We start from the raw sequence: 13,722 nt of genomic DNA, 5'->3' as shown, positions 1-13,722 counted from the left end.
CCGGCTCATGCGGCGCGGGTGGCTCGCCCGCACCGGTGACGACTTCGCCCTCGACGAGAAGGCGGAGCCCTCGCACCACCTGCGCCTGACCGTGCACGACCTCTCCGACGACGAGGCCGAGTCCTTGGTCGCAGATCTCGTCGCCGCGGGGCGATGACCATCCACGGCGGGTATCGGCCCGCCCTGAACGAAAGAGTCGGAGAATGAAGATCCTCTCCATCCAGTCAGCCGTGGCCTACGGGCACGTCGGCAACTCCGCTGCCGTGTTCCCGCTGCAGCGCATCGGCGTCGAGGTGCTCCCGGTCTACACCGTGACCTTCTCCAATCACACCGGCTACGGCGCCTGGCGCGGCCCGCTGATCGCGCCCGACGACGTGCGCGAGGTCATCACGGGAATCGAGGAGCGCGGCGTGTTCGACCGGATCGACGCCGTCCTCAGCGGATACCAGGGTGGTGAGGGCATCGGCGACGTGATCATCGACGCCGTCGCACGGGTCAAGGCCGCGAACCCGAACGCCGTCTACGCGTGCGATCCCGTCATGGGCAACGCGAAGTCCGGCTGCTTCGTCGCACCCGCCATCCCGGTGCTGCTGCGGGAGCGCGTCGTCCCGGTGGCCGACATCATCACGCCGAACCAGTTCGAACTCGGCTTCCTCACCGACACCGAGCCGGACACGCTGGAGTCCACCCTCGCCTCTGTCGATCTCGCACGCGCCATGGGTCCGCGCACCGTGCTCGTGACCAGTGTCGAACGCCCCGACCGCGAAGAGGGCACGATCGAGATGCTCGCCGCCGACGACGAGGGCGCGTGGGTCGTGCAGACCCCGCGCCTGCCGATGAAGGCGAACGGCTCCGGCGATGTGACCGCAGCGTTGTTCACCGCACACTACGTCGAGACCGGAAGCGCGAAGATCGCCCTCGAGCGCACGGCGTCCAGTGTGTACGACCTGCTCAAGGCGACGCTCGAATCCGGTGAGCGCGAACTGCAGCTCGTCGAGGCCCAGGAGTTCTACGCCCACCCGCGGATGCAGTTCACGGCACGTCAGGTGCGCTGAATCCCGTCGTCTCGCTCACCGCTCGCTCGACCACCCCGGTTTGTCGAGCGGGCGAGCGAGGCTGTCGGTCTCAGCTGCCGGATTCCGGCCAGGCCGCCGCGACGGCCTCGCGCACCTCGCCGAGGAGCTGCGGAAGCGCCTTGGTCTTCGCGATGATCGGGAAGAAGTTCGCATCCGACGTCCAGCGCGGTACCACGTGCTGATGCAGATGGGCGTCGACGCCCGCTCCGGCCACCGCCCCCTGGTTCATCCCGAGGTTGAAGCCGTCACAGCGTGACACCTCACGCAGCACCCGCATGGCCGTCTGCGTCAGCGCGCCGATCTCGGCGACCTCCTCAGCCGTCGCCTGGTCGTACATGGCTATGTGGCGGTAGGGGCAGACGAGCAGATGTCCCGAGTTGTAGGGGAAGAGGTTCAGCAGCACGTAGGCCGTCTCTCCCCGGGCGACGACCAGCCGCTCGGCATCCGGGAACTTCGGCGCCTCACAGAACGGGCACTCGTCGCGAAGCGGCTCGGGCCCCGCCTGGATGTACGCCATCCGGTGCGGGGTCCACAGCCGCTGGAACTCGTCCGGGACTCCTGCGAGTACTCCGGCATCCTCCAGCGGCTGCGCCCCGTCGGTCACGCCAGATCCCCTGCCTTCAGCACGAGCGCGTGGGATGCGATGGCGGCGCCGATACGACGCACCGCATCCTCGACCGGGACGCCGTTCTCCTGCGTGCCGTCGCGGAAGCGGAACGACACGGTGCCCGCGGCACGATCCTGCTCCCCGACGATGAGGATGACGGGGACCTTCGCGGTCGTGTGGGTGCGGATCTTCTTCTGCATGCGGTCGTCCGAGTGGTCGACATCGGCCCGGACCCCCGCCGCCCGCAGCTGCGCGATGACGTCGTCCAGATAGTCGCCGTACTGCTCAGCGACCGGAACACCCACCACCTGGCTGGGTGCGAGCCACAGAGGGAAGTCGCCGGCGTAGTGCTCGAGGAGGATCGCGAAGAATCGCTCGACGGAGCCGAGGAGTGCACGGTGGATCATGACCGGCCGGTGCTTCTGGCCGTCGGGACCGGTGTACTCCAGTTCGAACCGGTCCGGCTGGTTGAAGTCGAGCTGGATGGTGGACATCTGCCAGGTGCGGCCGATCGCGTCACGCGCCTGCACGGAGATCTTCGGACCGTAGAAGGCCGCTCCCCCGGGGTCGGCGACCAGTTCGAGCCCGGACTCGATCGCGACCTCACGCAGCGTCTCGATCGCCGTCGACCACTGTTCCGGCTCGCCGAGGAACTTCGGGTTACCCTCTTCGTTCGTCGACAGCTCGAGGTAGAAGTCGTTGAGTCCGTAGTCGCGGAGCAGGTCGAGGACGAGGTTCAGGTTGGTGGTGAGCTCTTCCTTGACCTGGTCCTGAGCGACGTAGATGTGCGCGTCGTCCTGCGTCAGGCCGCGCACGCGGGTCAGACCGGACAGCGTGCCGCTCTTCTCGTAGCGGTAGACCGTGCCGAACTCGGCCAGTCGCAGCGGCAGCTCACGGTAGGAGCGCCCGCGCGAACGGAAGATGAGGTTGTGGAACGGGCAGTTCATCGGCTTCAGGTAGTAGTCCTGCCCCTGCCGGGTGACGTTGCCCTCCTCATCGACGACCTCGTCGAGGTGCATCGGCGGGAACATGCCGTCCGCATAGGTCTGCAGGTGACCCGACGTCATGAAGAGATCCTTCTTCGTGATGTGCGGGCTGTTCACGAGGTCGTACCCGTTGCGCAGCAGGTGCTTGCGCAGGTTCTCCTCGATCTCGTAGCGGATGATGCCGCCCTTGGGGTGGAACACCGCGAGTCCGGAGCCGATCTTGTCCGGGAAGGAGAACAGGTCCATCTCGGCACCGAGCTTGCGGTGGTCTCGGCGCTCCGCCTCGGCGATGCGCTCCTGATAGGCGCGCAGCTCTTCCTTGGTCGGCCAGGCCGTGCCGTATATGCGCTGCAGCTGCGGGTTCTTCTCACTGCCGCGCCAGTAGGCGGCGGCGATGCGGGTGAGGTCCCAGCCGTTGCCGATCATGCGCGTGTTCGGCAGGTGCGGACCGCGGCAGAGGTCCTTCCAGACGACCTCGCCGTCGCGGGTGGTGTTGTCGTAGATCGTCAGCTCACCCTCGCCGACCTCGACGGACGCGCCCTCGGCGGCCTCCTGGGCGCCCTTGAGCCCGATGAGCTCGAGCTTGAACGGCTCGTTCGCGAGCTCGGCGCGAGCCTCCTCGTCGGTGACGACACGGCGGACGAAGCGCTGGCCCTCGCGGATGATGCGCTGCATCTCCTTGCTGATGGCCTTGATGTCCTCGGGCGTGAACGGGGTCTCGACGCCGAAGTCGTAGTAGAACCCGTCGGTGATGGGCGGACCGATGCCGAGGTTCGCCTGCGGATTGATGCGCTGCACGGCCTGAGCCAGCACGTGGGCAGCGGAGTGACGGAGAATGTTCAGCCCGTCCGCGCTGTCGATCGTGACCGGCTCGATCACGTCGGTGTCGGTCACGGTCGTGGCGAGATCCTTGAGATCGCCGTTGACGCGCATCGCGACGACGTTTCGGTCAGTGAACAGGGCGAAGCCGTCATTCGGCCGGGCGTTTTCAGGCACAGAAACTCTCCATCTGGGTCGGTACCAGGTTACTCGCCCGGCTGGGCCCTCCTGACCGCCACCCGCGTGAAGATCACCGGCGCGGATGTGGCGCTCCGGCGGGTTCAGCCGCGACGGTCGGCTCCGCCCGACGCGATCACGATCCCCGACTCGTAGGCGTCGATCACGAGCTGTGCCCGATCGCGCGCGTGCAGCTTCGACATGATGCGATTCACGTGGGTCTTCGCCGTGTGCGGTGAGATCACGAGGTCGTCCGCGATGTCCTGATTCGAAGCCCCACCCGCCACGAGGAGCAGCACTTCCCGTTCGCGTTCCGTGAGCTGGCGCAACGGCTCGCTGTTCCAGGCCTCGGCGCGTGGATGCTGTGGCAGCACCGAGCGTTCGATCAGCGACCGCGTCGACGCCGATGACAGGAGCGCCTCTCCGCGATGCACCACTCGCACGGCACCGACGATGTCCTCCGGCTCCGCACCTTTGCCGATGAACCCGCTGGCGCCGGCACGGAGGGCGGCCACGACGTAGTCGTCCTCCTCGAAGGTCGTCAGGATGAGCACGCGCGGCGTCGTGGTCAGCGGCGCGCTCATGATCTGCGCAGTGGCGGCGATGCCGTAGAGCTCCGGCATCCTGATGTCCATCACCACGACGTCCGGCATCCATCGGCTCACCGCGGAGACCGCCTCCCGCCCGTTCGCCGCCTCGCCGACCACCTCGATGCCGCCGTCGGCGAGGATGTCGCTGACGGCCTGCCGCACCAGCGGCTGGTCATCGACGACGAGCACCCGGATCATCGTGCGCCTCCATCGAGCGGGATCCGAACCTCCAGGCGGAACGCGCCGTCGGCGGTGCCGGCCTGCACGTCTCCGCGGACGGCGACGACCCGCTCACGCAGCCCGCGCAGCCCGTGGCCACCGGCATCCGACACGGAGCCCGGTTGCGCAGCCGTCTGATTGACGACGACGAGGCGGAGCGCATCGTCCTCCGCCTGGAGACGAACGCGCGCCGAGCCGTCCGCTCCATGCTTGTGCGCATTCGTCAGACCTTCGAGAACCACGAGGTAGGCGACGTGATCGCTGGCCGGCGACAGGGCGGGCCGTTCGAGATCGTCGTCCAGATCGACGTCGAGCCCCGCCTCGCGAAACTGCCTGACCAGCCCATCGAGACCGGCCAGCCCGACCTGCGGGCGCAGGTCGCGCACGTCGTCCGGATCGTCGGAGCGCAGCAGCGCCATCAGTCCGCCGATGTCGGCGAGCACGGTACGGGAGGAACGTCGGATGGTCGTCAGGGCCTCGCGCGCACGTTCCGGACGGACCTCCAACGCGGACGACGCGACGCCTGCATTGAGACTGATGACCGAGATCTGATGGGCGACGACGTCGTGGAGGTCCCTGGCGATGCGCACCCGTTCCTCCGCGACCCGACGCCGTGCTTCCGTATCTCGCCCCTGCTCGGCGCGTTCCGCTCGTTCCGTCATGGCGCGCACGAACTCGCGTCGCGACCTGGCACCGGCGAGGGTTCAGAGGACATCGTGCTCCTGCCGGGGTTCGGCACCGCATCGCCCGTGCTCGACTTCGAGCCGCTCGTCGCCGAGCTGGCGCAGGATCATCGCGTCATCGTGGTGGAGCCGTTCGGCTACGGGCTGAGCGACGGCACGGACCGCGCCCGCACCACCGACAACATCGTGACGGAGACGCACGCCGCCCTGCAGGAGCTCGGCGTCGACGACTACGTCCTGATGGGACACTCCATCGCCGGCATCTACGGCATCCAGTTCGCGAACCGCTATCCCGATGAGGTCAGGGCGTTCGTGGGCATCGACAGCAGCGTGCCCGGCCAGCCCGGCTCGGACACCGAGCTGCCGGTCGGACTCTTCAGTGCCGCGAAGAGCCTCGGACTGGTCCTACTCATCGCGTCCTTCCGTGGCACGGGCTACGACGAATCCGTCTACTCCGCTAAGGCACGGGAGCAGATCGCCCTGCTCACCGACCGGAACACGTTGAGCCCCACCTACCTGAATGCGATGTCTCTGCTTCCGGCGAACTTCGAAGATGCACTCGGCACGAGCTTTCCCGAGGACCTCCCCCTGCTGCTGTTCGTCGTCGCCGACAACCCGTCCGTCCCCACGTGGCTGCGGTTGCACGAGGAGCAGGCCGAGGCGGTCGCTGACGGCACGGTCGTGCCGCTCGACGGAGAGCACTACCTCCATCACACCCACACGCCGAGGATCGTCGACGAGTTCCGCTCCTGGGAGCGCACGCGGATGTCCGCCCCGCAGTGACGTGTCCCAGCGCATTGAGGCGGCGGGAGTGGCGGGCAGTCAAATATCACGTAGCGTGAACGGATGGACAGAGCAGTCGCACGATGGATACTGGCGCTCGCGCTCGGCGCGATCGGGGTCGGCCACTTCCTGAGCACACGGGGATTCCGTGTGGTGGTGCCGGACTGGGCCACGCGCCTCACCAGGCTCGACAAGGACACGATCGTGATCGCATCCGGTGCCGCCGAAGTCGCGCTCGCCGCCGGACTGCTCGCGCTGCCGAAGGAGCGCCGCCGCATCGGCTGGGCGACCGCGGCGTTCTTCGTCGCCGTGATGCCGGGGAACATCCACCAGTGGCAGACCCGGCGCTCGACGCCGGGACTCGATACGGATGCCCGGCGTTTCGGCAGGCTTTTCCTGCAGCCGCTCCTCGTACTGTGGGCGCTGTGGTCGACGAGCGGCGAGGCCCCTCGTCGTCGTAACCGCCGTCGCGGCTGAGCGACGAACCATGACCACGCGTTCCAGGAGAATGGTCCCATGACGTCTCCCTCGATCGTGTGGTTCCGCGATGACCTCCGACTCGCAGACAACCCCGCGCTGCGGGCAGCGATCGACCGAGGAGAACCGGTCATCGCCCTGTACGTGTTCGACGAGGAGTCGCCGGGCATCCGTGCCATCGGTGGCGCAGCCCGCTGGTGGCTGCACCACTCGTTGGCCTCTCTCGACGAGCGTCTCCGCGACCGTGGTGGCGCCCTCGTGCTGCGACGCGGCCCTGCAGAGCGCATCGTCCGCGAAACGGTGACCGAAGTCGGAGCGGGCGCCGTGTTCTGGAACCGCCGGTACGGGGGTCCCGGGCGCGAAGTCGACTCGGCGCTGAAAAGCTCGCTCCGGGCCGATGGACTCGAGGTCGCCTCCTTCGCCGGCTCGCTTCTCCACGAGCCCTGGACGGTCAGAACCGGAAGCGGCACGCACTATTCGGTGTTCACGCCCTTCTGGCGGGCCTGCCTCGCGCTGCCGGCGCCGCGTTCCCCTCTGCCGGAGCCTCGGTCGGTCCCCGGCCCGACACACATGCCGCCATCGGACACGCTCGACGACTGGAATCTCCTGCCCACGACCCCGGACTGGGCCGAGGGGCTGCGCGAGACGTGGGAGCCGGGAGAACCCGCCGCGCGACAGCGGCTGAAGGACTTCCTCGAGCATGACCTCCCCTCATACGATCGCGCGCGGGACGAACCGTCAGCCGGGGCCACCTCGTTGCTCTCCCCCCACCTCCGATGGGGAGAGATCAGCCCGTTCACGGTCTGGCACGAGGCGGTCGGCGTCGACGGCGCCGGTGGATTCCTCTCCGAGGTGGGCTGGCGCGAGTTCGCCTGGCACACGCTGTACCACTCCCCCGACCTCGCGAGCGAGAATCTGCGGCCGGAGTTCGACGCCTTCCCCTGGCCGCCCTTGAACCCCGCCCACCTCGACGCGTGGCAGCACGGAGAGACGGGCGTTCCCCTCGTGGATGCCGGCATGCGTGAGCTCTGGCACACCGGCTACATGCACAACCGGGTCCGGATGGTCGTGGCATCCTTCCTCGTGAAGAACCTGCTCATCGACTGGCGCCTGGGAGAAGAGTGGTTCTGGGACACGCTCGTCGACGCCGACGAGGCCAACAACCCCTTCAACTGGCAGTGGGTCGCCGGCTCCGGAGCCGATGCGGCGCCCTACTTCCGCGTGTTCAACCCCGAACTCCAGGCGAAAAAGTTCGACCCGCAGAGCCTCTACATCTCGCGCTGGGCCGCCGACGCCCCCACCGAGCCGATCGTGGACCTGGCCGAGACGCGGAAGATCGCGCTCGCCGCCTACGAGGAGGTAAAGCGCGCACCGCGCACAGGACGCGACTGACGAGAGCGGCACCCACGATCGGATGGGCGAATCGAGTCGCCGACGCCGTCCATGCCAGACTGGAGCCGTGACCGAATCCAGGAGGCCAGCCGTCGTCCGCGGCTTCGCTGCTTCGTCACTGGCGATCTTCGTCGCTCTCGCAGGTCACGTCTCGGGCGGCGGGCAGATGCCCGGAGCGCTCGGCATCGCCGTGCCGTGGGTGTTCTCGTTCATGATCTGCGTGCTGCTCGCCGGTCGTTCTCTGTCGCTGATCCGATTGAGCATCTCCGTCGCGGTCAGCCAGTTCCTGTTCCACACGCTGTTCGTGCTCGGCACCGTCACGCCGTCCGGCGTCGCCACCCCGCACGTGCATGGGGCGCCCCTGGTGATCCCGGCGACGGTCGGTGTCCCCGAGGCCGTCACCGCCGATGCGTCCATGTGGCTCGGACACGCGATCGCCGCACTTCTGACGGTGGCCGCGCTTCATCGGGGCGAGCGCCTGGTCCTCGCCCTCCGCGATCTCGCCGTGCAGGTGGTCCGCTGGCTGCGTCGCCGTGTCGATCATGTCCTGGTGCTTCCGGTCGCCCCGGTCGCCGGCGGCTTGCGTGGTCGGTTCGATCTCGAGCGGGCCGTAGGCCTCGTCCTCCTCGCCACCCTCAGGGGTCGCGCTCCGCCTCTCTTCGCTGCGATCTGATCCGCGCCCTGTACCGGCCCGACCGGTCCTGTGGTGCGTCACCGCCGTGCGCCATCGATGCGCGCGGGTTCTGAACGCTTGCATGAACGTCGCGCACGCGACGTCTGATGAGAGGCCATTCCCATGTCCCCTGTCCGCAGGATTGCGGCCGGGTTGGCGTTGGCGACGGTCGCGACCCTCGCGATCGCCACGCCCGCGTCCGCCCACGACCAACTGATGTCCAGCACGCCTGCCGCCGATGAGCAGTTGGCTGCAGCGCCGGAGAGCATCACGATGACGTTCTCCGGCGAGCTCCTGGTGCTCGATGAGTCGCTGACCGGGGCCGTCGTCCTGGTCGTGGACGCGTCGGGGAAGGACTGGGTCTCCGGCGATGCGACAGTCGCCGGGCGCACGGTCACCGCCGCGCTCGAACCGGGAATGCCGACCGCCGGCTACCAGGTGCGCTGGCAGGTCGTGTCGGAAGACGGTCATCCGATCGCCGGGGTCATCCCCTTCACGATCGGCGACGCCGAACCGCTGCAGAGCCCCACCTCCGGCGGCTCGACAGCGACACCTCCGGCCTCCGCAGAACAACCGGATCAGACCGCAGCAGATTCGGGCAGCGCCCTCAGGGTGCTGCTCATCGGCGCGGGCGGAGCGGCCGTGGCCGTCCTCGCCCTCGTCCTCATTCGATTCCTTCGTCGTCCTCGGACGGCAGCCGCTCCGCCGCACGACGGCGGATCCGCGGCAGATGACCTGTGAAAGGCACCATTGTGAACACCACCAAGAACCTCCCCCGCCTCGCCGCTGTGATCGCGGTCTCCCTGCTCGCGCTCACCGGCTGCACGCCGGAGAGCAGCACCTCCGAGTCCGCCTCCCGCCCGGCAGGCCAGACCGTCACCATCGAGGATGCCTGGGTGAAGTCGGCGGACGAGGGCATGTCCGCCGCCTTCGGCACCCTCCTCAACAGCGGTGACGACGACGTGACGGTCGTCTCCGTCACGTCCGAGGCCTCCGACATGATCGAGCTGCACGAGACGGTCGAGAACGAGGCCGGCGAGATGGTGATGCGCGAGAAGGACGGCGGATTCGTCATCCCCGCCGGCGGGAAGCTCGCCCTGGAGCCGGGAGCGAACCACATCATGCTGATGGGCCTCTCCGGTCCTCTCACCGCGGGCAGTGACGTCACCTTCACTCTCACGTTCTCCGACGACTCCACGTATGAGTTCACCGCTCCCGTCAAGGACTACTCCGGCGCGAACGAGAACTACGAGGGCGGCGAAGAGCACGAGGGTATGGATCACTGATGTCGGCGCCCCTTGAGGGCGCCCGCTCCCGCCGCGCCGGGTCGACCCGGCGGCAGTTCCTCCTCGGAGGCGCTGTCGCCGGAGTCGGCGCGGTCGCGGCCGTGGGAGTGGACCTCGCCCTGAACCGCCAGGAGAGCGCAGCGAAACCGGTCTCCGCCCCGATGAACGGTGAGCTCACAGTGCCGTTCTTCGGAGTCCACCAGGCCGGTGTCGATACCGCAGCGCAGGCACACGGCATCTTCCTCGGCCTCGATCTCCGCGAGGATGTCGACCGAGAAGGTCTCACCCGCCTGATGCGCATCCTGACGGATGACGCGGCTCGTCTGACGCAGGGGCTGCCTGCCCTCGCCGACTCCGAGCCGGAGCTCGCGCTCTCCCCGGCGCGGCTCACGATCACCTTCGGGTTCGGTCCAGGGCTCGTCGCACGAGCCGCCGGAGCGGGGCCCTCCTGGCTCGCTCCCCTTCCGGCTTTCAGGGTGGATCAGCTACGGCCCGAGTTCTCGGACGGCGACCTTCTCGTGCAGATCGCCGGAGACGATCCGCTGACCGTCGCCCACGCGACGCGGATGCTCCTCAAGGACGCCCGCGGCTTCGCGAGCATCCGGTGGACGCAGCAGGGCTTCCGCCGGGCCCATGGCACGGAACGCCCCGGCACGACGATGCGCAACCTCTTCGGGCAGGTGGACGGCACGACCAACCCGGAACCGGGCACGGAGCAGTTCGACGAGGTCGTGTGGAGCGCAGACGGATGGCTCGCCGGAGGCACCGGGATGGTGATCCGCCGCATCCGCATGGATCTCGACAAGTGGGACCGACTGGACCGCAGCGGACGCGACGCATCCGTGGGGAGGACGCTCGCCAACGGTGCACCGCTGACCGGGACCGAGGAGTTCGACGAACCCGACTTCGAGGCGACGACGGCGATCGGCTTCCCCGTGATCGCGCCGTTCGCACATATCCGACGCGCCCGCGGCGAGGGGAAGGAACACATCTTCCGCCGCGCGTACAACTACGACGAGCGACCGGTCGGCACCGAGGTGTCCGAATCCGGCCTGATCTTCGTCTCGTTCCAAGCCGATGTCGAGCGGCAGTTCGTCCCGATGCAGCGCAGACTCGATGAACTCGACCTGCTCAACGAGTGGACGGTTCCGATCGGGTCGGCCGTCTTCGCGATCCCGCCGGGGTGCGCGGAGGGCGGATTCATCGGCGAGACCCTCCTCGCCTGAGATTCCGACCGTGCTCGGCGACGGCCGGGCACGGTCGGACACCCACCCGCGGCGCACGAGCCGTCACCGCACCTGTTCCCGTACGGGTCAATATCGCAGGGCGAACGAACCGGAACGGAACTCCTGGCGGCCGATGAGCTCGAGAGGGATGCGCTCGCGCAGACCGGAGAGGAGCGCGGGCCCGTGTCCGGCGAGCACCGGCTGAACGACGAACTCGTACTCGTCGATCAATCCCAGGTCGGCCAACGTCACGGGAAGCGTGACGCCGCCCACCCACACCGTTCCGCGGGACTCGAGGATGAGACGTCGAACCGCACGCTCGAGGTCGCCGCGAACAAGCTCCGCGTTCCAGTCGACCTCGCTCAGCGTGCTCGACACGACGTACTTCTTCGCCCCGTGGATGGCCTCGGCGAAGGGGATCTCCCACGCGCTCATCCCGTCCGGCCACACACCCGTCGCGGGCTTGCGCCACGCGGATTCCATCATCTCGTAGGTCACCCGGCCGAAGAGCAGGGCGTCGGCGCGCTCCATCTCCGCGGTCCAGTACCGCATCGACTCCTCATCCGGCGCGGCGCCGGCCTCGTGATCGCAGCAGCCGTCGAGCGTGACGTTGATCGAGTATCGAAGCGATCCCATGATCGATCTCCTTGGCGTGGGTCCGCATCTTCGCGGATCGCCCCACCGTAACCCCCGCCGAGACGGATCGCATCCTCCCGGTCGCACTCCGGGCACGAAAAAACCCCCGGAGAACCGGGGGTTTCTATCTGTGCGCGATACTGGGATCGAAAGAGAATCAGGTATCGCCACACATCCCGCGGAATCTCGCGTAAAATAGTAGCTGACCGGGTAATTCCGTCTTGGAACCGAGTGGAACCAAGTGGAACGGAATGTAACCCCAACTGGTAGCACAGCGGTAGCACGCTGACTGCCATTCGATGCTGCCTAGCGAGGAGTTCTGTCATGCCCCAGCCGAAGATCGGCACGATTCACAAGATGCCCTCTGGCAAGTGGCTTGCACGCTACAGCGCACCCAACGGCAAGCGCTACGGCAAGTCCTTTCTGACGAAAGGCGACGGCACGAAGTGGCTTCAGATCGTCTATGCCGACATCTCGTCGGGGCGCTGGGTGTCCCCCGGCGCATCAGCCACCGCCATGCGCTTCGAGGACTACTCGAGTGCGTGGCTGCGGTCGCGAAAGGTGAAGGGCCAGCCGATCGCTGAGCGCACACGGGAGGGCTATCAAGACCTGCTCGATCGAGTGATTCTTCCCGAGTTCGGCCGGCGTCCGCTCCATGAAATCGACCGGGTGCAGGTCGAGCGCTGGTACGACGGATTCGAGAAGCGTCTGGCGGCGCTGGCTGAGGTGTCGGACAGAAAGCGGAAGCGCGCGAATGCCGACACCTACCGGGCGCGGGCCTATAGCCTCCTGCGAACGATCATGAAGTCGGCGCACGAGGACGGGCACATCATCGAGAACCCCGTGCGAATTCGAGGAGCGGGATCGGTTGACCGGCAGCACGAGGTGATCCCAGCGACACTGGAGGAGCTGGTCACGCTCACCAATGCCATGCCGGAGCGGTATCGGCTGCTAGTCCAACTCGCGGCATTCTGTGCGCTCCGCTTCGGAGAACTCGCAGAGCTCAGGCGCGGCGACGTCGACACCAAGGAAGGGATCATCCGCGTTGCCCGTGGTGTTGTCCTGGTCGGCGGCAAGTTCGTCGTCAAGACCCCGAAGACCAAGGCCGGGATTCGCCGCGTCGCGATCCCGCCTCATCTAATGCCGATGGTCAGGGATCATCTGCTTCGCTTCACTGCACCGGGGCGACGTTGTTGGCGCCGAGCACCTGGCGGGCCTTGCCCAGCGATGTGGACAGGACCGTGACCTCGTAGTGGTCGGCCGCGAACTGCGTGACGCTCGCGAAGTCACGGCGACGACGGACGATCGCGTACGTGACGAGGCTCAGGAGCATGCCGACCGCGACGCCGATGAGGACGAAGCCCAGGAAGAGCTGGATCGGAACCTCGGGGTTGCCCAGCACGAGGATGGCGGCGAGGAACAGACCGATCAACACGCCGTTGATCGCTCCGGAGCGCGCCGCGGCCGCATAGCCGAGCTTGCCGGTCACACGCTCCACGGTGCGCACGCTCTGTCCGACGATGGCGATGTCGCGCGCGGGCACCTCCCCGGCGATCAGCTTCGAGACCGTCTTCTGCGCGCTCTCGTAGTCGCGCATCGACGCGACGATCTCGCCGGTGTCTGTGCCGCTCGCGGGCCGGTTCAGCATGCTCATCCGGCTATTCTTCCACGCGCACCGTCGGACGGCCCGAGGCGCGACCATCCCGCCGCAGACCTGAGCCGCCGACTACTCTGGAGAAGTGAGCACACAACGGGTTTTCGCCGCGCGCCTCGCCGGGTGCGCCGTCTTCGATCCCGTCGGCGACCGGCTCGGCAAGGTCCGGGATGTCGTCGTCGTGTACCGAAGTACCGCAGCGCCCCGCGTCATCGGTCTGGTCGTGGAGATCCCGGGACGCCGACAGGTGTTCCTCTCCATCGGACGCGTCACCTCGATCCGCGCCGGCCAGGTCATCAGCACGGGTCTGAAGTCGATGCTGCCTTTGATCTGGACCCGGGCGGTGACGGTGTTCGGGCCCGCGGTCCAGGTGACGCTCCCCACGACCGAGCCGTCCCGATAGGTCGGCGGAGTCTCGATGTCCATCGTCACGGTGAT

At 67.7% G+C, this 13,722-nt stretch carries 15 protein-coding genes and 2 pseudogenes; 10 read left to right on the top strand and 7 right to left on the bottom strand.

Features of this window, described 5'->3' with window-relative positions:
- Positions 1–203: 203 nt before the first annotated feature.
- Entirely contained in the window at positions 204–1,055 is an 852-nt protein-coding gene (gene pdxY, locus KZA10_RS01065) for a pyridoxal kinase PdxY (RefSeq protein WP_218681943.1), read from the top strand.
- Positions 1,056–1,125: 70 nt separating this feature from the next.
- Here pdxY and KZA10_RS01060 read toward each other — a convergent pair whose 3' ends face one another.
- The 5 genes and pseudogenes from KZA10_RS01060 to KZA10_RS18555 all read right to left on the bottom strand — a co-directional run.
- Entirely contained in the window at positions 1,126–1,680 is a 555-nt protein-coding gene (locus KZA10_RS01060) for an HIT domain-containing protein (RefSeq protein WP_218681942.1), read from the bottom strand.
- Positions 1,677–3,602, bottom strand: coding sequence for a threonine--tRNA ligase (thrS, locus tag KZA10_RS01055; RefSeq protein ID WP_256934228.1), 1,926 nt, complete (start codon positions 3,600–3,602; stop codon positions 1,677–1,679). The genes KZA10_RS01060 and thrS overlap by 4 nt, the downstream gene beginning before the upstream one ends.
- A gap of 167 nt (positions 3,603–3,769) precedes the next feature.
- Complete coding sequence (locus KZA10_RS01050) at positions 3,770–4,453, bottom strand: response regulator transcription factor (protein WP_218681940.1); 684 nt, start codon at positions 4,451–4,453, stop codon at positions 3,770–3,772.
- Complete coding sequence (locus KZA10_RS01045) at positions 4,450–4,917, bottom strand: sensor histidine kinase (RefSeq protein WP_270409218.1); 468 nt, start codon at positions 4,915–4,917, stop codon at positions 4,450–4,452. Before KZA10_RS01045 ends, KZA10_RS01050 begins: the two co-directional genes overlap by 4 nt.
- 15 nt (positions 4,918–4,932) lie before the next feature.
- A pseudogene (locus KZA10_RS18555) lies at positions 4,933–5,064 on the bottom strand (histidine kinase dimerization/phosphoacceptor domain-containing protein); the annotation flags it as partial.
- Between KZA10_RS18555 and KZA10_RS01040 the strand changes: the two are divergent.
- The 7 genes from KZA10_RS01040 (at position 5,026) to KZA10_RS01010 (ending at position 10,994) form a co-directional block, all read left to right on the top strand.
- Positions 5,026–5,940: an alpha/beta fold hydrolase gene (locus tag KZA10_RS01040; RefSeq protein WP_256934224.1), complete on the top strand. Its 915-nt coding sequence runs from the start codon at positions 5,026–5,028 to the stop codon at positions 5,938–5,940. The pseudogene KZA10_RS18555 and the gene KZA10_RS01040 sit on opposite strands and share 39 nt — an antisense overlap.
- A gap of 63 nt (positions 5,941–6,003) precedes the next feature.
- A complete protein-coding gene (locus tag KZA10_RS01035; protein WP_055872466.1) occupies positions 6,004–6,417 on the top strand; it encodes a hypothetical protein in 414 nt (137 codons plus the stop codon).
- Between the two features lie 39 nt (positions 6,418–6,456).
- Positions 6,457–7,809 (top strand): deoxyribodipyrimidine photo-lyase, encoded by a 1,353-nt coding sequence (locus KZA10_RS01030; RefSeq protein ID WP_141386770.1) that lies wholly within the window; start codon positions 6,457–6,459, stop codon positions 7,807–7,809.
- Between the two features lie 67 nt (positions 7,810–7,876).
- Entirely contained in the window at positions 7,877–8,482 is a 606-nt protein-coding gene (locus tag KZA10_RS01025) for a hypothetical protein (RefSeq protein ID WP_141386771.1), read from the top strand.
- Between the two features lie 123 nt (positions 8,483–8,605).
- Entirely contained in the window at positions 8,606–9,223 is a 618-nt protein-coding gene (locus KZA10_RS01020; protein ID WP_055868009.1) for a copper resistance CopC family protein, read from the top strand.
- 11 nt (positions 9,224–9,234) lie between these two features.
- Entirely contained in the window at positions 9,235–9,768 is a 534-nt protein-coding gene (locus KZA10_RS01015) for a copper chaperone PCu(A)C (RefSeq protein ID WP_218681939.1), read from the top strand.
- Positions 9,768–10,994 (top strand): Dyp-type peroxidase, encoded by a 1,227-nt coding sequence (locus tag KZA10_RS01010; protein ID WP_055867994.1) that lies wholly within the window; start codon positions 9,768–9,770, stop codon positions 10,992–10,994. Before KZA10_RS01015 ends, KZA10_RS01010 begins: the two co-directional genes overlap by 1 nt.
- Before the next feature lie 87 nt (positions 10,995–11,081).
- Here the strand turns inward: KZA10_RS01010 and KZA10_RS01005 are convergent, their stop codons facing one another.
- The gene (locus KZA10_RS01005; RefSeq protein ID WP_218681938.1) at positions 11,082–11,630 is read right to left on the bottom strand and encodes a dihydrofolate reductase family protein; all 549 of its coding nucleotides are present in this window, start codon (positions 11,628–11,630) and stop codon (positions 11,082–11,084) included.
- A 324-nt stretch (positions 11,631–11,954) separates the two neighbouring features.
- On the opposite strand from KZA10_RS01005, the gene KZA10_RS01000 reads away from it, so the two are divergent.
- On the top strand, positions 11,955–12,875 hold the full coding sequence (locus KZA10_RS01000; protein ID WP_218681937.1) for a tyrosine-type recombinase/integrase: 921 nt from the start codon (positions 11,955–11,957) through the stop codon (positions 12,873–12,875).
- Here KZA10_RS01000 and KZA10_RS00995 read toward each other — a convergent pair.
- Positions 12,802–13,284, bottom strand: coding sequence for a general stress protein (locus tag KZA10_RS00995; protein ID WP_256934221.1), 483 nt, complete (start codon positions 13,282–13,284; stop codon positions 12,802–12,804). The genes KZA10_RS01000 and KZA10_RS00995 overlap by 74 nt on opposite strands.
- Before the next feature lie 85 nt (positions 13,285–13,369).
- Here KZA10_RS00995 and KZA10_RS00990 point away from each other — a divergent pair.
- Positions 13,370–13,594, top strand: a pseudogene (locus tag KZA10_RS00990) (PRC-barrel domain-containing protein); the annotation flags it as partial.
- Between the last annotated feature and the right edge of the window lie 128 nt (positions 13,595–13,722).

It is taken from the genome of Microbacterium sp. BF1, assembly GCF_019279095.1.
GTDB lineage: Bacteria > Actinomycetota > Actinomycetes > Actinomycetales > Microbacteriaceae > Microbacterium > Microbacterium maritypicum.
The sequence above is the reverse complement of the archived record's forward strand: the minus strand, read 5'-3'. Positions and strand labels throughout refer to the sequence as shown.

What these genes read in the sequence shown, in the direction of transcription:
- pdxY (WP_218681943.1), top strand. Translation starts at nt 204, where the DNA reads ATGAAGATCCTCTCCATCCAGTCAGCCGTGGCCTACGGGCACGTCGGC.
- thrS (WP_256934228.1), bottom strand. Translation starts at nt 3,602, where the DNA reads ATGCGCGTCAACGGCGATCTCAAGGATCTCGCCACGACCGTGACCGAC.
- KZA10_RS01050 (WP_218681940.1), bottom strand. Translation starts at nt 4,453, where the DNA reads ATGATCCGGGTGCTCGTCGTCGATGACCAGCCGCTGGTGCGGCAGGCC.
- KZA10_RS01040 (WP_256934224.1), top strand. Translation starts at nt 5,026, where the DNA reads ATGGGCGACGACGTCGTGGAGGTCCCTGGCGATGCGCACCCGTTCCTC.
- KZA10_RS01035 (WP_055872466.1), top strand. Translation starts at nt 6,004, where the DNA reads ATGGACAGAGCAGTCGCACGATGGATACTGGCGCTCGCGCTCGGCGCG.
- KZA10_RS01030 (WP_141386770.1), top strand. Translation starts at nt 6,457, where the DNA reads ATGACGTCTCCCTCGATCGTGTGGTTCCGCGATGACCTCCGACTCGCA.
- KZA10_RS01020 (WP_055868009.1), top strand. Translation starts at nt 8,606, where the DNA reads ATGTCCCCTGTCCGCAGGATTGCGGCCGGGTTGGCGTTGGCGACGGTC.
- KZA10_RS01010 (WP_055867994.1), top strand. Translation starts at nt 9,768, where the DNA reads ATGTCGGCGCCCCTTGAGGGCGCCCGCTCCCGCCGCGCCGGGTCGACC.
- KZA10_RS01005 (WP_218681938.1), bottom strand. Translation starts at nt 11,630, where the DNA reads ATGGGATCGCTTCGATACTCGATCAACGTCACGCTCGACGGCTGCTGC.
- KZA10_RS01000 (WP_218681937.1), top strand. Translation starts at nt 11,955, where the DNA reads ATGCCCCAGCCGAAGATCGGCACGATTCACAAGATGCCCTCTGGCAAG.
- KZA10_RS00995 (WP_256934221.1), bottom strand. Translation starts at nt 13,284, where the DNA reads ATGAGCATGCTGAACCGGCCCGCGAGCGGCACAGACACCGGCGAGATC.